The organism is Streptomyces sp. NPDC039609, from assembly GCF_055596705.1.
In genome coordinates this window covers 22,794-39,616 of the sequence record NZ_JBVIUJ010000018.1, presented here as the reverse complement: position 1 = coordinate 39,616, position 16,823 = coordinate 22,794, and the positions used below count along the sequence as shown (strand labels likewise).

At 70.9% G+C, this 16,823-nt stretch carries 14 protein-coding genes; 11 read left to right on the top strand and 3 right to left on the bottom strand.

What is annotated here, in order from left to right:
- Nucleotides 1-229: 229 nt before the first annotated feature.
- The 4 genes from kdpB to ACZ561_RS36395 all read left to right on the top strand — a co-directional run bounded on the left by kdpB (nt 230) and on the right by ACZ561_RS36395 (nt 4,442).
- Complete coding sequence (gene kdpB / locus ACZ561_RS36410; protein ID WP_471003795.1) at nt 230-2,389, top strand: potassium-transporting ATPase subunit KdpB; 2,160 nt, start codon at nt 230-232, stop codon at nt 2,387-2,389.
- Nucleotides 2,390-2,677: 288 nt separating this feature from the next.
- On the top strand, nt 2,678-3,484 hold the full coding sequence (locus ACZ561_RS36405; protein WP_471003794.1) for an SDR family NAD(P)-dependent oxidoreductase: 807 nt from the start codon (nt 2,678-2,680) through the stop codon (nt 3,482-3,484).
- A gap of 14 nt (nt 3,485-3,498) precedes the next feature.
- A complete protein-coding gene (locus ACZ561_RS36400) occupies nt 3,499-3,576 on the top strand; it encodes a 50S ribosomal protein bL37 (RefSeq protein WP_465269139.1) in 78 nt (25 codons plus the stop codon).
- Between the two features lie 59 nt (nt 3,577-3,635).
- Nucleotides 3,636-4,442: a GNAT family N-acetyltransferase gene (locus ACZ561_RS36395; RefSeq protein ID WP_471003792.1), complete on the top strand. Its 807-nt coding sequence runs from the start codon at nt 3,636-3,638 to the stop codon at nt 4,440-4,442.
- A 288-nt stretch (nt 4,443-4,730) separates the two neighbouring features.
- Here the strand turns inward: ACZ561_RS36395 and ACZ561_RS36390 are convergent, their stop codons facing one another.
- On the bottom strand, nt 4,731-4,853 hold the full coding sequence (locus ACZ561_RS36390) for a hypothetical protein (RefSeq protein WP_471003790.1): 123 nt from the start codon (nt 4,851-4,853) through the stop codon (nt 4,731-4,733).
- 194 nt (nt 4,854-5,047) lie between these two features.
- On the bottom strand, nt 5,048-6,769 hold the full coding sequence (locus tag ACZ561_RS36385; RefSeq protein WP_471003789.1) for an APC family permease: 1,722 nt from the start codon (nt 6,767-6,769) through the stop codon (nt 5,048-5,050).
- Nucleotides 6,770-7,121: 352 nt separating this feature from the next.
- On the opposite strand from ACZ561_RS36385, the gene ACZ561_RS36380 reads away from it, so the two are divergent.
- Nucleotides 7,122-7,304 carry a hypothetical protein gene (locus tag ACZ561_RS36380; RefSeq protein WP_471003787.1) on the top strand — a complete coding sequence of 61 codons (183 nt, stop codon included), beginning with the start codon at nt 7,122-7,124 and terminating at the stop codon, nt 7,302-7,304.
- A gap of 248 nt (nt 7,305-7,552) precedes the next feature.
- Nucleotides 7,553-9,508, top strand: coding sequence for an APC family permease (locus tag ACZ561_RS36375; RefSeq protein WP_471003785.1), 1,956 nt, complete (start codon nt 7,553-7,555; stop codon nt 9,506-9,508).
- A gap of 263 nt (nt 9,509-9,771) precedes the next feature.
- On the opposite strand, the gene ACZ561_RS36370 is transcribed toward ACZ561_RS36375, so the two are convergent.
- On the bottom strand, nt 9,772-11,037 hold the full coding sequence (locus tag ACZ561_RS36370) for an NAD(P)/FAD-dependent oxidoreductase (protein ID WP_471003783.1): 1,266 nt from the start codon (nt 11,035-11,037) through the stop codon (nt 9,772-9,774).
- 256 nt (nt 11,038-11,293) lie between these two features.
- Between ACZ561_RS36370 and ACZ561_RS36365 the strand changes: the two genes are divergently transcribed.
- From ACZ561_RS36365 to ACZ561_RS36345, 5 genes are all read left to right on the top strand, one after another.
- Entirely contained in the window at nt 11,294-12,832 is a 1,539-nt protein-coding gene (locus tag ACZ561_RS36365; RefSeq protein ID WP_471003781.1) for a carboxylesterase/lipase family protein, read from the top strand.
- Nucleotides 12,833-12,907: 75 nt separating this feature from the next.
- Nucleotides 12,908-13,618: a response regulator transcription factor gene (locus ACZ561_RS36360; RefSeq protein ID WP_471003963.1), complete on the top strand. Its 711-nt coding sequence runs from the start codon at nt 12,908-12,910 to the stop codon at nt 13,616-13,618.
- The gene (locus ACZ561_RS36355) at nt 13,605-15,524 is read left to right on the top strand and encodes a sensor histidine kinase (RefSeq protein WP_471003779.1); all 1,920 of its coding nucleotides are present in this window, start codon (nt 13,605-13,607) and stop codon (nt 15,522-15,524) included. Before ACZ561_RS36360 ends, ACZ561_RS36355 begins: the two co-directional genes overlap by 14 nt.
- Before the next feature lie 122 nt (nt 15,525-15,646).
- Entirely contained in the window at nt 15,647-16,093 is a 447-nt protein-coding gene (locus ACZ561_RS36350; protein ID WP_471003777.1) for a sortase-dependent protein, read from the top strand.
- 61 nt (nt 16,094-16,154) lie between these two features.
- Complete coding sequence (locus tag ACZ561_RS36345; RefSeq protein ID WP_471003775.1) at nt 16,155-16,811, top strand: class F sortase; 657 nt, start codon at nt 16,155-16,157, stop codon at nt 16,809-16,811.
- Nucleotides 16,812-16,823 lie beyond the last annotated feature (12 nt).

Here is a 16,823-nt window from a genome sequence, read left to right as displayed (position 1 = left end):
GCTAGATTCCTCGGCGGCCGCTCAACTTCGAGGACGTCAGTGGCCTGACCGCCTCGTCGGCCGCGGCGCGGTGCCTGCCTCCCATCCGCAGGTACCGCGCCGTGCCGCGGCCTGCCGACCGCGCAGTACACCACCGGGTTCGGCAGGCCGCCCTGCGGCCGTCCCGTCCACACCGGTCCAGCCGCCGCCCGCCGTTCAGGGCGGCGGCTCCTTTCATGAAGGTCTCGCGATGGCTCACGCGACACATCCCGCCCCGGTCCAGCAGGCGCCCACGCCGCCCAGCCATCCGTCTGCACCTGCACCGAAGCGGCGGCGGGAGCGTGTCCAGGGCGGACTGCTCGATCCGGTCATGCTCGTGAAGTCCTTCCCCGAGGCGCTGCGCAAGCTGCATCCCCGAGCCCTGGTCCGTAATCCGGTGCTCTTCGTGGTCGGCGTCGGGTCGGTACTGACCACCCTCTCCGCGCTGTTCCACCCGTCCGTGTTCACCTGGGTGATCAGCGCCTGGCTCTGGCTGACGGTGATCTTCGCGAACCTCGCGGAGGCGGTGGCGGAGGGTCGCGGCAAGGCGCAGGCCGAGTCGCTGCGCAAGGCGCGGACGGACACCGTGGCGCTGCGGCTGCGCCACTGGCGCTACGGAACGAACCTGAACCGGGCCGAGACGGAGGCCATCGCCGCCACCGACCTCCAGCAGTTCGACTTCGTCCTCGTCGAGGCGGGTGAGCTGATCCCGGCCGACGGCGATGTCGTCGACGGGGTCGCGGCAGTCGACGAGTCCGCCGTCACCGGGGAGTCCGCGCCGGTGATCCGGGAGGCGGGCGGCGACCGGTCGGGCGTGACGGGCGGTACGACGGTCCTGTCGGACCAGATCGTCGTACGGGTCACCTCGCGCCCCGGCCACTCGTTCATGGACCGGATGATCGCCCTGGTCGAGGGCTCGTCGCGGCAGAAGACCCCGAACGAGATCGCGCTGAACATCCTGCTCGCCGCCCTGACCGTGGTCTTCGTCCTCGTCACCGTCGCGCTTCAGCCCATGGCCGCGTACGCGGGCGCCGCCCCGTCCACCACCGTGCTCGTCGCCCTGCTCGTGACGCTGATCCCCACGACGATCGGCGCCCTGCTCTCCGCCATCGGCATCGCCGGCATGGACCGGCTCGTCCAGCGCAACGTCCTCGCCATGTCCGGCCGCGCCGTCGAAGCCGCCGGCGACGTGAACACGCTGCTGCTCGACAAGACCGGCACCATCACGCTCGGCAACCGCGAGGCGGCCGACTTCGTTCCGCTGCCCGGGGTCGACGCGGGGGCACTCGCCGACGCGGCCCAGCTCTCCTCGCTCGCCGACGAGACGCCCGAGGGAAGGTCGGTCGTGGCGCTGGCCACGTCGAAGTTCGGGCTGACCGCCCCGGAGGCCGGCGAGCTCGCCAACCCCCACTTCGTGGAGTTCAGCGCCCAGACCCGGATGAGCGGCATCAATCTGCGCTGGGACAACGGCGCCGGATGCGCGATCCGCAAGGGCGCTGCCGCGCAGGTCGTCGACTGGGTACGGATGCGGGGCGGGACGGTACCGGAGACGGCGCTCACCTGGGCGGACGCGATCGCCGACAGCGGCGGGACCCCACTGCTGGTCGCCGTCCACGACTGGGAGGGCCCACGGGTGCTCGGGATCGTCCACCTCAAGGACGTGGTGAAGGAGGGTATCCGCGAACGCTTCGCGGAGCTGCGCCGTATGGGCATCCGTACGGTGATGATCACCGGCGACAACCCGCTGACGGCCCGGGCCATCGCCCTGGAGGCGGGTGTCGACGACTTCCTCGCCGAGGCGACCCCCGAGGACAAGCTCGCCCTCATCAAGAAGGAACAGGAGGGCGGCAAGCTGGTCGCGATGACGGGCGACGGCACCAACGATGCTCCGGCCCTCGCCCAGGCGGACGTCGGCGTAGCGATGAACACCGGCACGTCGGCCGCCAAGGAGGCCGGGAACATGGTCGACCTCGACTCCAACCCGACCAAACTCATCGAGATCGTCCAGATCGGCAAGCAACTCCTCATCACCCGAGGGGCGTTGACCACCTTCTCGATCACGAACGACGTCGCGAAGTACTTCGCGATCATCCCCGCCATGTTCGCCGGCGCCTACCCGGGCCTCGAAGCCCTCAATGTCATGGGGCTGCACAGCCCGACATCGGCGATCACCTCGGCCATCATCTTCAACGCCCTGATCATCGTCGCCCTGATCCCGCTCGCGCTCCGCGGTGTGCGCTACACGCCGTCGTCGGCCCACGCGCTGCTGCGTCGGAACCTGGGCGTGTACGGACTCGGCGGCCTCGTCCTCCCCTTCGCCGGCATCAAGGTGATCGACCTGCTCGTCTCCACCATCCCCGGGCTCGGCTGACCGGTGAACCCGCGTCAGAGAGATGTCAGGAACAGGCGGAATGTCTTGAGGCCCCGCTCGCCGCGGAGTTGAATTCCCTACGTGAACAGCGCGTGGCTCCTCGTCGACCGGCCGCCTCATCAGGCGTCGCCGCGTCGAGTGCTGCCCCGCCGCCCGGAACCGTCCGCCTCTCGCTGAGGCCCGTTCCACCGCCTTCGGGGCGCCGTGACCGACCGGTCGCGGCGCCCTTTTCGTACGCGTGACGTCATGCGAATGACGCGTAACCACTCATCGATCCCTGGATGGACCATGTCTTCTTCCCTGTCCGGACGCACCGTGCTGGTGACCGGCGCCACCTCCGGCATCGGCTACCAGACCGTCCGGCTGCTCGCCGAGCGCGGTGCGACCGTCCTCGTGCACGGCCGGACCCCCGAGGAGGCCCACGCAGCAGTGGACCGCCTCATCACGCTCGCGGAGGTGGACGGCTCCCATCTGTGCGCGTTCGCAGCCGACTTCGCCCGCCTCGAAGAGGTCGAGCAGATGGCCGCCCGCGTCGCCGCCGAACACCCGCACCTCGACGTCCTCGTCAACAACGCCGGCATGGCCGCGCCCGAACGGCACACGGTCACGGCCGACGGCAACGAGATCGCCTTCCAGGTCAACTTCCTGGCGCACTATCTGCTCACGAACCTCCTGGAGTCGGCGCTGAGGTCCGAGCCGTGCGGCCGGGTCGTCAACGTCTCGTCCTCCCTGCACCGCACGGGCGCCATCCAGTGGGCCGATCCCAACCGCACGCGCCGCTACTCCCGGCTCGCCGCCTACGCCCAGTCCCAGCTCGCGCTGACCGTCTTCGCCGCCGACCCGCGCGTGACCGCCGTCTCCGTCCACCCGGGCATCTGCGCGACGGGCCTGCTGCCGCTGTACGCGCACGAGGGCGCAGCCCCGGCCGAGGGCGCCGCCCATGTCGTACGGCTCTGCGACCCGGCCGTCGAGATCGTCAACGGCGCCTACTACGACCGCGACCACCGCGTCACCCCCGCGCCCGCGGCCACCGAGGAGCGCATCGTCAAGCGCCTCACCAAGCTCGCCGACGTCCTCGTCGGCCACACCGCCTGAAGGGATACCCCCGCATGTCCAAGCGCGCCCGCAAGAAGAAGGCCCGCCGCAAGAAGAAGGCGAACCACGGCCGCAAGGCCGGCCAGCGCTGACGTTCCGACCGAGGGGAGGGGCCGAGAGGCCCCTCCCCTTCCATCGTCCAGGAGGTTCCGTGATCCCGCACGCTTCCCACCAACCACCCTCGTCCGTACGGGTCTTCCCCGCAGGGACGCCCGGCACCGGCGCGCTCGCCGAGCACGTCCTCGCCACCGGCCACGGCCAGTGGTGGACAGACCGCACCGAGCGGCCCCGTGTGGTGGCCGTCGCCTCCGGCGGCCACGCTCTGCTGGCGGGCGACCCCACGGCCGTCACGGCGGCCGAACTCGCTCCGCTCGCCGGGCACTTCATCGAGGCGGCCGACCGGTTCCTGCCCGCGCTCGGGGCCGCGTTCGAGCAGCTCGTACCGTGGGAGCGCATGCTGTACATCCACCGGTCAAGGGGTACGGAGCCGCGGGTACCTCGCGGAGTGACGGTGCGCCCGCTGACCACCGACGACACCCCTGCACTCGCCGCGCTCGACCCGTCCACCGCCTGGATCCACGCCACGTGGGGCGGCCCCGCCTCCCTCGCGTCATCGGGCCTGGCCTGGGCCGCCCTCCGCAAGGACCGGATCCTCGCCGTGGCCTGCTCCCGGTTCGTCGGCAGCCGCTACGAGGATGTCGCCTGCGCCACAGCGCCCGGGGAGCGTCGGCAACACCTGGCCCTGGCGTGTGTCACGGGAGTCACCGCCGACGTCGAGGCGCGCGGCCGCACCGCGAGCTGGACCTGCTCCCGCGACAACCGCCCGCGGCGTCTCCTCGCCTGGACCGCCGGTTACCGCCTCGCCGGCGAGTACGTGCACTATGTCGCCGGGCCGGCCGGCGGGACCTCACGGGCACCCCGTCCTTCGGGGTGCCCGGGACGCCGCGGGTATCCATGACGATCAAGGAGTAGACGGTCCTTCTCGTCGAGCTCTCCGCGTTCTCGCGCTCGACCAGGCACGTACGGAAGACGGCCAAGTCGCCCTGACCCTTCTTCTCGTACTCGTACGAGCTGACCCTTCCCCCCTTCCCGTCGTCCAGCAGCGCCGCCGTGGCCTTGCTCAGGGACCCCCAGCACAGGGCCTCGTCCACGCGGGCCCTGTCGTCGCCGGGCCACAGGGCCACACTGGCGATCACGGTCGCGGCGACCGCGAGTGCGGCGGGCAGGACGAACTGCTTGGTATTCATCAGTACCGCTCGCCCATCTTCATGTCCGAGTCCTTGATGCCGTGCTGGTACCACTCCTCGGCGAGCCGCTGAAGGTTGTCCTCGTACTCGCCGGGGCTGCGGTCCAGCTCCGCGTCCGTCACACCTTTGCCGCGGGCGGTCTGCTCCAGCAGGAATCCATCTCCCGCAGGAACCCGGCGACGACGGCCACCGTGTCCCGAAGCGGAAGCTTCATGATCCACCTCTCAGAAACGACCCGGTATTCCGTACGTCCAGCCTCCGTCCGGTGCGGCGCGGGTGGCACCGGACGGAGGGGTACTTGACGTATCCCTGATGGTCAGCAGCGGAAGCGGAGCCGGCACACGACGGCGTTCGTGTCACGCCGGACGGCGTGGGCGACGACCGCGCCCCGCTGGTTCTGGAGCATCCGCTGCCACAGGTGCTCCGGCTCCGCTTCCGGGACGAGCACGGTGACGCGGGTGCCGGATTCGGACCGCTCAAGCTCGCGGACGTACGTGGTGATGGGGCGACCGAGCGAGCGCCGCTCGGAGGGCAGGCGGACGAGGGGGACGCCGGGGTTCCACAGGGCCCAGTCGCGTTCCAGGGCCTCGGTGGCTGCCCGGTCCTCCGGGTCCGGGTGGCAGACGGTGACCGCGCGGACCTCGTCGCCGAGGGAGACGGCGGCGGTCAGGGCCTCGCTCGTGAGCCGGGCCAGGGAGGACACGGGCACGAGGACGAGGGAGCGCTCGCGGTGCGGCGGCTCGGGGACACGTCCCACCCCGAGGCGTTCCCCGATCCTTCCGTAGGCTCGGTGGACGGTCTCGAAGACCGCCACCAGGAGGGGCAGGGCGAGCACGATCAACCAGGCGCCGTCGTGGAACTTGGTGGCGGTCACGACGACCGCGGACACGCCGGTCAGGAGGGCGCCGAGGCCGTTGAGCAGGGCCCTGGCCGCCCAACGGGGCCCTCGTACGCGGCTCCAGTGCCGGACCATGCCGGTCTGGGCGATCGTGAAGCCGACGAAAACGCCGATGGCGAAGAGCGGGACGAGGGTGTTGGTGTCACCGCCGGAGAAGAGCAGCAGCGCCGCCGACACCAGTGCCAGCCAGACCACGCCGTGGCGGTGGACCTGCCGGTCGGCCTTGAGGCCGAAGACGTGCGGCACGTAGTTGTCCCGGGCCAGTAGCTTCAGCAGGACCGGGAGGCCGCCGAAGGAGGTGTTGGCCGAGAGCGCGAGCAGCACCATCGTGGCGAACTGGACGACGTAGAAGGCCCAGTTGTGGCCGAGCGAGGCGTCGGCGAGCTGGGCGAGAACCGTCACGCCCTCGACGGGCTGGAGGCCGAAACGGGAGATCAGCACGGACAGACCGATCAGCATGGCGCCGAGCAGGACACCAAGCGCGACCTCCGCGTGCTGAGCCCGCCGTGCCGCCGGGGCCCGGAAGGACGGCACGGCGTTGGCGATGGCCTCGACGCCGGTCAGCGCGGAGCAGCCGGAGGCGAACGCCTTGAGCAGCAGGAGCGCGCCGACGGTGGTCGCATCCGTGGCGAGGGCGGAGGCATGTCCGGCGGAGGCGGCCGTGGAGACGGGCGCGTCGCGCAGGAGGCCCACGACGATCAGCACCAGGATCGCGCCGACGAATATCGCGGTCGGGACGATGAACGCGCGGGCGGAGTCGACGATCCCCCGCAGGTTCACGCCCGTGATCAGGACGAGGACGGCCAGGCAGATCAACAGCCGCTCGCCGTACAGCTCGGGGAAGGCAGATGTCAGGGCGGCGACACCGGCGGTGACGGCCACGGCCACGTTCAGGACGTAGTCCAGGACGAGGGAGCCCGCCGCCACCAGACTCGTCCGTCGGCCCAGGTGCGCCTTGGCGACCGCGTACGAACCGCCGCCGTCCGGGAAGGCGGCGATCACCTGCCGGTACGAGGCGACCAGGACGGCCAGCAGACCGGCGATGCCAAGGGTGACCGGCAGCGTGAAACCGAGCCCGTAGCCGCCGGCCGCCGCAAGGACCAGGACGATGGCCTCGGGACCGTACGCAACCGATGCCATCGCGTCCAGCGAAAGCGCGGCGAGCCCGGTGACAGCCGTCAGCTTGTGGCGCGCGCCGGTATCCGGGGGATCCTCGGCGGCGGCGTGGCCCCGTTCTCGGTGGTCAGAGCGGTCATGCGGGCGAGCTCCTTCGTACTCGGGTCCGCTCAGGGTGTGCCCGGGTGAGGGGGTGTCCTGTCGTTCCTTGCGGGTTCTTGGCGCCAGGTGACGCCGTCTTCACACCTTCTTGACGCGGCCCGTCGGAGCCGCGGGGCGGGCCGGAGGGTCCCGTGGGCCATCGCCCGCCGTCAACAGCGCGTGAAGAAGTGGGCGCGAACACCCGGCATGAGGCGTCCCGGCCTACAGTCAGGCCATGAGCCGGAACAGCGAGCGTTCACTGGCCGACAGCGGCATGCGTCGTGCGTCGCTGTCTCTCGCTGCCTCGGCTCTCCTCGTCAGCGTTCTCGGAGTCGCTTTCGACAGCCTGTGGGTGCTCGGCGTCGGAGCCTGGCTCCTGATCGCGGCTGTCTTGATCGAGGTCGTCTACCGACCCTGACCCTGCCGTCGCCCCCACTTCACACGCGGGCGCTCGAATTCCTCAGGAGCGCGTGTCCGTATCCAAGGGCTCGCGGTGCCTCGACGCTCTCGGCTGGTGGGCGCAACGGGTGGAGTCTTGCGGGTGCATCTTGACGCTTTCCTGACGCGCCCGCCCTGATCGGCCCTTGGCGCGTTGCTTACGCTGGCCGGGCCGTCCGATCCATGGCCGGATTCCCCCTCATCCAGCAGCAGCCCAGGAGCACCTCCATGTCCACGACGAACGACTCGCGCAACGGCCGATTGCGCGCGTGGATGCTGGAGGGACTGTCCGACATGGGCAAGGGCAAACCCTCCCGGCCCAAGGAGTCGGCCCCCGACGCAGGACACAAGGGCCAGCCCTGGTACCGGGTGATGTGCCTGACCGGTGTCGACTACTTCTCGACGCTCGGCTACCAGCCCGGCATCGCAGCGCTCGCGGCCGGGCTGCTCTCCCCCATCGCGACCATCGTGCTGGTCATCGTGACCCTGGCCGGCGCGCTGCCCGTCTACCGGCGGGTGGCCGAGGAGAGCCCTCACGGCGAGGGCTCGATCGCGATGCTGTCGCGGCTGCTCTCCTTCTGGAAGGGCAAGCTCTTCGTCCTGACCCTGCTGGGCTTCGCCGCGACCGACTTCCTCATCACCATCACCCTGTCGGCCGCCGACGCCTCCACCCACCTGGTGGAGAACCCTCACCTGGAATCGGCCCTGCACGACAAGCAGGTGCTGATCACCATGATCCTCATCGCGCTCCTGGGCGCGGTCTTCCTCAAGGGCTTCCTGGAGGCGATCGGAGTCGCCGTCGCCCTCGTGGCCATCTACCTCGCTCTCAACGCCGTCGTCGTGGTCACCGGCCTGTGGCACGTGATCACCGAGGGGCATGTCGTCACCGACTGGACCACCGCCCTGACCCAGGAACATGGCAACGTCTTCGCGATGATCGGTGTCGCCCTGATCATCTTCCCCAAGCTCGCGCTCGGTCTGTCCGGGTTCGAGACGGGCGTGGCCGTGATGCCGCACGTCAAGGGCGACCCGGGCGACACGGAGGTGAAGCCTGCGGGCCGGATCCGTGACACCAAGAAGCTCCTCACCACGGCGGCGCTGATCATGAGCGTCTTCCTGATCTGCACGAGCTTCATCACCACCGTCCTCATCCCGCACCAGGAGTTCGAGCCCGGCGGCAAGGCCAACGGCCGCGCGCTCGCGTACCTCGCACACGAGTACCTCGGCAACACCTTTGGAACCGTCTACGACGTCTCGACGATCCTCATCCTGTGGTTCGCGGGCGCGTCGGCGATGGCCGGCCTGCTGAACCTGATGCCGCGCTACCTACCGAAGTACGGCATGGCCCCGCACTGGGCCCGCGCAGTGCGCCCCATGGTCATCGTCTTCACCCTGGTCGCGTTCCTCGTCACCTGGATCTTCGACGCCGATGTCGACGCCCAGGGCGGGGCGTACGCGACCGGTGTCCTCGTCCTGATCTGCTCGGCCGCCATCGCCGTGACGATCGCCGCCCGCAAGGCCGGCCAGCGCGGTTGGACGATCGGCTTCGGCGTGATCTCCGTCGTCTTCCTCTACACCACCGGCGTCAACATCATCGAGCGTCCGGACGGCGTGAAGATCGGTGCTTGCTTCATCGCCGGCATCATCCTCATCTCGCTGCTCTCCCGCCTCGGCCGCGCCTTCGAGCTGCGCGTCACCCATGTCGAACTCGACGACATGGCCGAACGCTTCATCCAGGACATCTCCCGCCGTACTCCGCGCTTCATCGCCAACGAGCCCGACAACCGCGACGTCGCCGAATACCGCGACAAGATCGAGCAGATCCGCACCGACAACGACCTTCCCACCACCGAGGACTTCGTCTTCGTCGAGGTCACCGTCACCGACCCCTCCGAGTTCGAGGCCGGCCTGACGGTGAAGGGCGAGGTCATGCACGACCGCTACCGAGTCCTCACCGTCGAGTCCTCCTCGGTCCCCAACGCCCTCGCCGCGCTCCTCCTCCACTCTCGCGACATGACCGGCACCCGCCCACACGTCTACTTCGAGTGGACTGAGGGCAACCCCTTCGCCAACTTCCTTCGCTTCTTCCTCCTCGGCCAGGGCGAAGTCGCCCCCGTCACCCGCGAGGTCCTGCGCGAGGCGGAGCCCAACCGCGACCGCCGCCCTCGCGTCCACGTCGGCTGACCCTGGTGTGCCAGGCTTCCCGCGCGTCCGGAAGCCGAGACCTGGACCGTATGTCGGTCCAGGTCGGGGCCGGGCCCGCCGAGGAAGCGCCTTCCATCGCTCCCCCTGCTCCCGCAGGGGGATGACACCGGCCTTCACGAGGAAGGTCGCGGAGACGTCCCTCAGCGCCACCGAGCCGAGGTGCGGCAGGATGGGTTTCCCCTTACGGAACGGCGAAGCAGCGCCTGACGAGTCGGTCCTCCTGGTTCCCCAGCCGGCGCGCCTCAGTGTGCGGGTGGCACGGCCCCCTCGCGATGCCTGATGTTGACGGCCGCGGCCTTGGCCAGCGCCACCGGGTTCAGGAATCGCAGCGGACCGATCAGGCGGGACGCGAACAGGTGCATGTGCCGCGCGAGCGACTCGTCGCGCGCCGCCGCCGAGAACATCAGCCGCTCCAAGGGGTTGAACGGACGCGCCTTGGCGAAGTCGGCGGCCAGGTACTGGTGACCGCTCAGCCGGCGCCGGTGCATGCGGGCGTACACCGCGAGCGATGTGTCCAGTTCTCCTTGGCCGGCTGCGGCCGGGGCGACCGCCTCTGCCAGCCAGTGCGCGGACTGCAGGGCCCACCCGCATCCCACTCCCCAGAGGGGATCGCCGGTCAGGGCGGCGTCGCCGATGAGCGCGAGGCCCGGTGCGGTCGGCTTGCGGCTGTGCAGCGGGTAGTCGACCGCGCCGATGATCTTCGAAACGCGCTCGGCGGAGTCGATGGGCGGAGCGTCGGGCAGGCCGCGGACGAACTCCAGGAAGCTGCCCTCCAGGTCCTCCCGGAAGGCCGGCAGCCGCTTCTTGTCCGGGAGCACCGCGAGGACCGTCACCCCGTCGTCGTTCGGGAACGCGTACGCCATGTCGGGCTCGAGGAACCAGGCGTGAGCGATCCCGCCGTGCAGCGGGAGGTCGCGGAAGTGCGCGAGATAGCCGAACCGCCCGTTCTCGTACTGCCGGGACGGCACCCCGGCGAACTTCGCGACGGCCGAGTCCTTGCCGTCGGCGCCGACCACCAGGCGGGCCCGGATCTCTCGCTCACCCTGTGCCGTCGACGCGCGCACCCCCACGGTTCGCCCGGCGTCCTGGACCAGCCCGGTCACCTGGTGGCCGAGGAGCAGATCGACGCCGGGGGTCTGGGCCGCATGGGACCTGATCAGCGGATCGAGGGTGCTGCGACGAACGTTGTACGCGTACGGCAGCTCGGGGCCGCCCGGCGAGGCCCTCGGCGTGATCCATCCCCAGCGGGTGTACCAGCGGGCCTCGTTACGGACGGCTCCCGCCTTCTCCAGAGCGGGGACGAGGCCGAGTTCGTCCAGCACCGGGTAGGCGTTGGCCGTGAGGGAGTGGGTGCACAGCACCTTGTACGCGTCGGGGTCCGAGCGGCGTTCCAGCAGTGCGACACGGACACCGCGCCGAGCCAGCAGGATCGCCGCGGCACTGCCGGCGAGGCTGGCTCCGCTGATGACGACGTCGTAGTCGGATGCCGCGCTCTCGGGCTTGGTCATGCGCTGATCGTCCCCCTCGGGGTTGGTGCCGTTCGTGGGAGTGGTGCGGTGCCACTGCTGTCAGGCACATGGCGAAGTGTAGGGAGCCGGGGGTCGAAACCGCCCGGCCTCGTCAAAGATCGCGGACGGACACCCTCGGCGGGACGTCAGCAGTCCGAATGATCCGTAAATGATTGGCGTGACATCCGGACTCGGCGGATCATTCGCAGGGTCCGCGTTCCATGCGAGCCCGCTTACCCCTCCGGGAGATGTCGTGATGACCGTTGCCGCGTCCGAGCCGTCCGGGGACCGGCCCGAAGTTCGCGTAGTGGCCGGGGTGGTCCGCGGTAGCCGTGAGGCGGGAGTGGCGGCCTTTCGGGGGATCCCGTTCGCCGAGCCCCCGGTCGGCCGGCTGCGATTCGCCGCGCCGCGGGCCGTACGGAACTGGAGCGAGGTGCGGGACGCCGTCTCGTACGGTCCGCCGCCCCCGCAGGCCGGGCATTTCGGCATGGACGCGCTGTCGCAGGAGGCGCCGGGTGACGACTGGCTGACGGTCAACGTCTGGTCGCCCGAACCGTCCCCGGGCGCCGGGCTGCCGGTGATGGTCTGGATCCAGGGCGGCGCCTACGTGTTCGGCATGTCCGGCCTCCCCGAGTACGACGGAGGCCGACTCGCTCGCGACGGCGAGGTCGTCGTGGTGACGTTCAACTACCGCGTCGGCATCGAGGGCTTCGGGCAGATCGAGGGGGCTCCGCCCAACCGAGGGCTGCTCGACCAGGTCGCCGCTCTGGAGTGGGTGCGCGACAACATCCGGGGTTTCGGCGGTGATCCCGAGCGGGTCACGGTCTTCGGACAGTCGGCGGGTGGTGGATCGATAGCCGCCCTGCTGGCGATGGACCGGGCGGCCGGACTCTTCCGCCGGGCCATCGCGCAGAGCGTGCAGGGCACGTTCTTCTCACCGGACCTCGCCTCGGACATCACCGCGGCCTGCGCCGCCGAACTGGGCCTGCGGCCCACGGTGACCGACCTGTCCGGCGTTCCCCCGCACCGACTGCCCGCCGCGGGCGACGCGGTCGGCGCCGCGATGGACCGGTGGGTCGAACGCTGGGGGCAGCCCGCGTACAGGACGATCCCCTTCTCCCCGGTCGTCGACGGCGACATCCTGCCCGTCACACCGTGGCAGGCCCTGTCCGACGGCGCCGGTCGTGACATCGAACTCCTCGTCGGCCACACCCGCGACGAGCAACGCCTGTTCACCGCGATCACCGGCCTGCTCGGCGAGGTGAGCGAGGAACAGGCGGCAGCCGCCCTCCGCTTCCTCGCGCCGGGCCCCGACGGCGCGCGCCGGTATCGCGAGGCGTTTCCGACGGTGGATCCGGACGGGTTGTACGAGCTGGTGCAGTCCGACTGGCTGTTCCGTATGCCGTCGCTCCACCTCGCCCAGGCTCAGACGGCCGCCGGCGGCCGCACCCACGTGTACGAGCTGACCTGGAACGCCCCGGGCATGGGTGGAGCCTTCGGCGCCTGCCACGGCCTCGACGTACCGCTCGTCCTCGGCAACCTGGACCGTGGCAGGCCGGCCATGCTGATCGGTGAAGCACCCACCCCGGAGGCGGAAGCCCTCTCCGCCCGTATGCGCGCCGCGTGGACGTCGTTCGCCACCCACGGCGAACCCGGCTGGCCGGCGTACGACGCCGAGCGACGACTCGTCCAGGTCTTCGACACCGAGCCGGCCGTCACCGCCTACCCGGAAGAGACCTCCCGCCTGATCTGGCAGGACCACACCTTCCCGGTACTGCCGCTGATCGACCGGTAGCGTCCGACCGCCCGGAACGCGGCTGCCTCCGCCGGAGCGCCGTCGCCTACGATCGGCCGCGTGTGTGCTGATGTGATGGTCGCGGAGGACGACGAGAAGCAGGCCGAGCTGGTGCGGCGCTATCTCGAGCGGGAAGGGCACTCGGTCACCGTCGTGGGCGACGGGCGGGCCGCGTTGGACCGGGTGCGGGAGTGTGAGCCCGATCTGCTGATCCTCGATGTCATGATGCCGCGCACCGACGGGCTCGATGTCGTACGGGTTCTGCGCGGCGAAGCGCGGGAGCTGCCCGTTCTCATGCTCACCGCCCGCTCCACCGAGGACGACCTGCTGCTCGGGCTCGACCTCGGCGCCGACGACTACATGACCAAGCCGTACAGCCCGCGCGAACTGATGGCGCGCGTGCGCACGCTGCTGCGACGCACCGGCCGGGCGGGAACGCCCGCCGTCGACAACGGGCGGGTTCTGTCCGTGGGGGCGCTGCGGGTCGATGCCGACCGGCACGAGGTGACCGTCGACGGGACGCCCGTGGAGTGCACGCCCGGAGAGTTCCAGGTCATCGCCGCCATGGCCGCCGACCCGGACCGTGTCTTCACCCGGCCACGGCTCCTCGAGAAGCTGCACGGCTTCGACCGCTACGTCAGCGATCGCACCGTGGACATGCACATCATGAACCTGCGCAAGAAGATCGAGCCCGAGCCGCGCACGCCGACCCGCCTGCTCACCGTCTTCGGTGTCGGCTACAAACTGACCGACCCCGCGAAGGGCGCGCGGCGTGCGTCGTCGTAGCCGCACGGCGCGCTCGCGGTTGCCCTTGCGCAAGAGCCTGCTCGGGCGCTTCCTCGGTGTCTTCGCCCTGGTCGCGGCGTGCTCCGTCGCCGCGACGACGTGGCTCGCCGCCCAGACCACCTCGGGAGCTCTCGAGCAGGAACAGGGGCAGGCCCTGGCCGACGACGCACGCATCTACGACGCCTTGCTCGGGTACGCGGCGACCCACCCCCGCTGGGACGGCGTGGACGGCACGGTCAAGGACCTGGCCTCCCGGTTCGGGCGCCGGATAGCCGTCACCACCCAGGCCCGCGAGCCCCTCGCCGACTCGGCCGGCAGCTCGGGCCCGCAGTTGCCCAACCGGCCGTCGGCGGTGGTCGACCCGCTGTCCCTGGACAGCGCGTTGTCCAAGGACAGCGGGTCGAGTGCGACGGACCGTATCGACGCACGGGCCGTCGGCCCCTTCCGCCTGCCGTCCTCGGAGCGCCGTGAACTGCGGGGCAGGGCGGATCGTGTCGCGGCGTGCCTGGGCCGACTCGGACAGAACGTCGAGGTGACGGAGGGTCCCTCGGGGCGCCCGCGCATCGACCCGGGCGACATTTCCGCCGGCCGCGTCGCCTCGGACGAATGCTCCACCACCGACCTCGACACCCCCACGGAGACGGAGGCCAAGGCCCTCGGAGCCCTGACCAAGCTGACCAACGCCTGTCTGAGCCGCCAGGACCGTCCGGGCATCACATTGTCCCCGGACCTGACCTGGCGCAGCGACCGGCTGCCGGGCCCCGTGGCCGTACCCATGCCGGCACCCGCCCCGAGTGCGTTCGACAGGGCAGCCGACGAGGCCATCGGCTCGTGCGTGAACACGGCGCGGCGCGAGCAACTGAGCGCGTACGTCGCCCAACCGGCGCTGCTGTTCATCGGAGACCCCGACCGAGGCAGCGTCCCCGGCTTCGACCTGTCCGCGACGAGCACCGCCCGTATCGCGGGCGCGGCGGCGCTCGTCCTCGCCCTCACCATCGGCGTCTCGGTCCTCACCGGACGCCGTCTCGTCCGCCCGCTGCGCGCGCTGACCGGTGCGGCTCAGCGTATGAAGGAAGGTGCCGAGGCCACTCCCATTGCTGTGCACGCCGACAACGAGATCGGGCAACTAGCCGCCGCCTTCTATGAGTTGGCCGAACACCGTGCCCGTCTCGAGGCGCAGCGCAAGGCGATGGTCAGCGACGTCGCCCATGAACTGCGGACGCCACTGAGCAACATCCGCGGCTGGCTGGAGGCCGCTCAGGACGGTATCGCCGACACCGATCCCGCCCTGATCGCCTCGCTCCTGGAGGAGGCGGTACAGCTTCAGCACATCATCGACGACCTGCAGGATCTCGCACAGGCGGACGCCGGCGCGCTGCGTCTGCACCCGGAGCCTGTCGACGTGGCAGACCTCCTCGGCCAGGTCGCCGCCGCGCACCAGGCCCAGGCCGAGCGCGCCGGTGTCACCCTGAGTGTCGCGGTGCCCAGGCCCGCGCCCGCGCTGACCGCGGACCCCGTACGGCTGCGGCAGGCCGTCGGCAACCTGGTCTCGAACGCGGTACGGCACACCCCACGCGGCGGCCGCGTCGATCTGCGCGCCCACGGCGAGGGCGCCGACGATGCCGGCGACGGGCCGGTGTCCGACGTCGTCGTGGAGGTCGCCGACACGGGCAGCGGGATCGCGGCTGACGATCTTCCCCATGTGTTCGACCGCTTCTGGCGTGCGGAGAGGTCCCGGAACCGGCGCACCGGCGGCAGCGGTCTGGGCCTGTCGATCGTGCGCAAACTCGTCGAGGCACACGGCGGTTCGGCCACCGCCGCCTCGGCCGAGGGCGTCGGCTCGACGTTCACACTGCGCCTTCCGACGGGCGCGCGCGCGGATGCGGGCAGGGCCGCGAAGCTCTGACGGCAAGGCCACAGGCTGCTGACAGCTTTCTGACAAGTTTCCGTGAGCATGGCGATCACCGGGCGCCCGGGCGACTCACGTCGCGGGCGCCGGCCGTTCCGTATCGAAGGGGAGCCACAGCCATGCCGTCCCACCGCCGCCCGTCCCGACGCAGTCGCACCCTGCGCACCGCAGCCTTCACCACCGCCGTGATCGGCGGGGTGCTGCTGCCCTCGACCTCCGCGTTCGCCTCCGACGGTCCGTCCGCGGCGCCGTCGGATTCGACCGTCCGCCCCACGGCGGCCGTCGACACCACTCCCGACTCGCGCTCCGCCACGCCGCAGCCCGCCCCGGCCCCGACCTCGGAGAAGGGGCGCGACACGGTGGACACCGAGCCGCGTCCGGCCCCGGACCGGACCCCGGGTGAGGTGGCGGCGCCGCGTGGCGGTGTCGCCGCGGGTGAGCGCCCCGCCGACCGGAGCGGGGAGAACACCACCGCCATCGCCGGCTCGGTCGCCGGCGCGGCGCTCCTCGCGGGTGCCGGCACGGTCATGCTGCGCCGCCGAGGCGCCGCCCACCGCAACGACTGACCGACGTTGTTGTGGTGCCGTCGGCAGCGGCGGCACCACAACTCCCCGCCCGGGAGCCCCCATGACCCGCACGACCGGCCGGCCTGCCCGCATCCGGCGGACCCATGCCCGGCCCCTGCTGCTGTGCATCGTCCTGACGACGACCGTCGGCGCCTGCGCGACCGACGGCGCCGAGAGCGATGCGAACGGCATCGCGAACACCGGATCGCCCCCGGCGGCGACAGCGACACACGCTCCTGCCGACGCCCCGGACCCGACCCGGGCCGACGACACGAGGACGGTCCCGACCCGTGTGTCCGTCCCGTCCCTCGGCATCGACAGCGAACTGACGAGGCTCGGCCTCAACCAGGACGGCACCGTCGAAGTGCCACCGGCGGACCAGGGGATGACAGCCGGCTGGTACACCGGGAACCCCCGGCCGGGAGAGCCCGGGGCCGCGGTGATCATCGGCCACAACGACACCCGCTTCGGCGAAGCCGTGTTCCACGACCTCGAACGGATTCGCGTCGGCGCGGCCGTGGACGTACGCGACAGCGCCGGCGACACCGTCCGCTTCACGGTCACCGGCACCGAGACCGTCGCCAAGAACGCGTTTCCCACAATGAAGGTCTACGGGGCCACCAAGGAACGCACGTTGCGACTGATCACGTGCGACGGCGCGTTCGACGCGGCCGGCCATCCCGTGGACAACCTGATCGTCTACGCCGTCGCACACTGACCGTCGGCCGGG

Coding starts and splice junctions, on each gene's coding strand:
- ACZ561_RS36385 (WP_471003789.1), bottom strand. CDS start 6,769: ATGGCATCGGTTGCGTACGGTCCCGAGGCCATCGTCCTGGTCCTTGCG.
- ACZ561_RS36380 (WP_471003787.1), top strand. CDS start 7,122: ATGAGCCGGAACAGCGAGCGTTCACTGGCCGACAGCGGCATGCGTCGT.
- ACZ561_RS36350 (WP_471003777.1), top strand. CDS start 15,647: ATGCCGTCCCACCGCCGCCCGTCCCGACGCAGTCGCACCCTGCGCACC.
- ACZ561_RS36400 (WP_465269139.1), top strand. CDS start 3,499: ATGTCCAAGCGCGCCCGCAAGAAGAAGGCCCGCCGCAAGAAGAAGGCG.
- ACZ561_RS36345 (WP_471003775.1), top strand. CDS start 16,155: ATGACCCGCACGACCGGCCGGCCTGCCCGCATCCGGCGGACCCATGCC.
- ACZ561_RS36360 (WP_471003963.1), top strand. CDS start 12,908: ATGGTCGCGGAGGACGACGAGAAGCAGGCCGAGCTGGTGCGGCGCTAT.
- ACZ561_RS36370 (WP_471003783.1), bottom strand. CDS start 11,037: ATGACCAAGCCCGAGAGCGCGGCATCCGACTACGACGTCGTCATCAGC.
- ACZ561_RS36375 (WP_471003785.1), top strand. CDS start 7,553: ATGTCCACGACGAACGACTCGCGCAACGGCCGATTGCGCGCGTGGATG.
- kdpB (WP_471003795.1), top strand. CDS start 230: ATGGCTCACGCGACACATCCCGCCCCGGTCCAGCAGGCGCCCACGCCG.
- ACZ561_RS36405 (WP_471003794.1), top strand. CDS start 2,678: ATGTCTTCTTCCCTGTCCGGACGCACCGTGCTGGTGACCGGCGCCACC.
- ACZ561_RS36365 (WP_471003781.1), top strand. CDS start 11,294: ATGACCGTTGCCGCGTCCGAGCCGTCCGGGGACCGGCCCGAAGTTCGC.